At 61.0% G+C, this 282-nt stretch carries 1 protein-coding gene; it reads left to right on the top strand.

Features of this window, described 5'->3' with window-relative positions; translation table 11 throughout:
- Positions 1–15 precede the first annotated feature (15 nt).
- The coding region (locus DNI29_RS23925; RefSeq protein WP_317048765.1) for a glycoside hydrolase family 3 N-terminal domain-containing protein at positions 16–282 on the top strand (267 nt) is incomplete at its 3' end.

The following is a 282-nucleotide window of genomic DNA, read 5'->3' on the forward strand; positions in this document are numbered from 1 at the left end:
GAGTGGGGCCTTGCTATGCGCCTCGACTCTAGCATGCACGTCGCTACAGGCATGACGCTAGGTGCCGTGGACGAGGACCAGTACGTGTATCGGATGGGTCGCGAAATTGCCCTGAACATGAAGACTCTGGGCGTGCACGTGAGCTTCTCGCCGGTTATCGACGTTAACTCCAACCCCAGCAACCCGGTTATCCCCAACCGCCCCTTCGGCCAAAACAAGGACCCGGTAGCCAAGCACGGCATCAGCCACATCCGGGGCCTACAGGACCACGGCGTGATGGCG

The organism is Hymenobacter sediminis, from assembly GCF_003231285.1.
In the GTDB taxonomy this organism is placed as follows: domain Bacteria; phylum Bacteroidota; class Bacteroidia; order Cytophagales; family Hymenobacteraceae; genus Hymenobacter; species Hymenobacter sediminis.